Below are 1,386 nucleotides of genomic sequence, written 5' to 3' on the forward strand. Positions count from 1 at the left end.
GGCCGCGGGCCGCGACGGTGACGGCGCGGCCCGTTCCGGCGCGGACATGGTGCGCGTGGTCGGGGTCCCCGACCTGCGATCGGCCGCCGACCGCGCCACCCGCGCCCGCATCGACGGCGAGCCCGAACCGCCCGCCGGCGCCGACCCCGAGGAGCTGCTGGCCCTCGGCGAGTCCCTCGGCTACACGGCCGAGGGCACCTGGGGCACCGGGGCGACGGTCGAGCTGCTGTTCTCCCGGCCCGGCGTCGACCCCGGCCCGCTGCACCGCGCGAGCACGGACCCGACCGGCCCCGCGTTCCACCGCCCGGCCCCGTTCCGGGACGTCGACGCCCTGGTCGGCGCCTTGCGCGAGCACCTGCGCGACCGGCTCCCGGACTGGATGGTGCCCGCCGCCGTCGTCCCGCTGCCGTCGGTGCCGGTACTGGCCAACGGCAAGACCGACCGGGCCGCGCTGCCCGCCCCCGACCTGTCCGCGCAGGTCCGCGGCACCCGTCCCGGCACACCACGCGAGGCGCTGCTCTGCGACCTCGTGTCGGAGGTCCTCGGGGTGCCCGGCTTCGGCGTCGACGACGATTTCTTCGCCCTCGGCGGCGACTCGGTCCTGTCGATCCGGCTGGTCGTGCGGGCCCGCGAGTCCGGCCTGCTGGTCACCCCGCGGCAGGTCTTCACCCATCGCACCGTCGCCGAGCTCGCGCCGCTCGTGACCGAGCACCACGCCGTCGCCGCGCCCACCGGGCCCGACACGACCGTCCTCGACGACGCCGCGGCCGCCGTGCTCGGCCCCGTCACCCTCGCCGGGCCGGTGTCCCCGCTGCAGGAGGGCTTCTTCTTCCACGCCGCGCTCGACCCGGCCGACACCTCCTACGTCGTGCAGGAGGTCCTCGACCTGCCCGCCGACGTCGACCCGGGCACCCTGCGCGCCGCGCTGTCCGACCTGCTCGACCGGCACCCGCAGCTGCGTGCCGGGTTCGCCCAGCGCGCCGACGGCCGCGTCGTCCAGGGCGTCGCCGACCGCGTCACGCTGCCGTGGACCGAGCACGACGTGCGCGGCACCGACCCGGCCGCCGTGCTCGACGCCGAGCGGGCCCGCCCGTTCGACCTCGCCCGCCCGCCGCTGCTGCGCGCCGCGCTGCTGCACGACGACGGCCGCACCCGCCTCGCCCTGACCTTCCAGCACGCCGTCCTCGACGGGTGGTCGGTGGCGCTGCTGGTCACCGAGCTGGACCAGGCCCACGCCGCCCGGGCCGCCGGCACCCCGCAGGACCCCGGCGGGCCGCGCGCCCGCGCCGAACAGCGGCTGCGCGCCTGGTTCGACCACCTCACCGCCCTCGACGCCGGCGACGCCCGGGCGGCCGCCCGCGCCGTGTGGGACGCGGAGCTCGCCGG

At 78.6% G+C, this 1,386-nt stretch carries 1 protein-coding gene; it reads left to right on the forward strand.

Going from position 1 to position 1,386, the window contains the following annotated elements; all coding sequences use genetic code 11:
• A partial coding sequence (locus NH602_RS30875; RefSeq protein ID WP_253069696.1) for a condensation domain-containing protein occupies positions 1-1,386 on the forward strand: 1,386 nt, incomplete at both ends.

This window comes from Pseudonocardia sp. McavD-2-B, assembly GCF_024124365.1.
In the GTDB taxonomy this organism is placed as follows: domain Bacteria; phylum Actinomycetota; class Actinomycetes; order Mycobacteriales; family Pseudonocardiaceae; genus Pseudonocardia; species Pseudonocardia alni.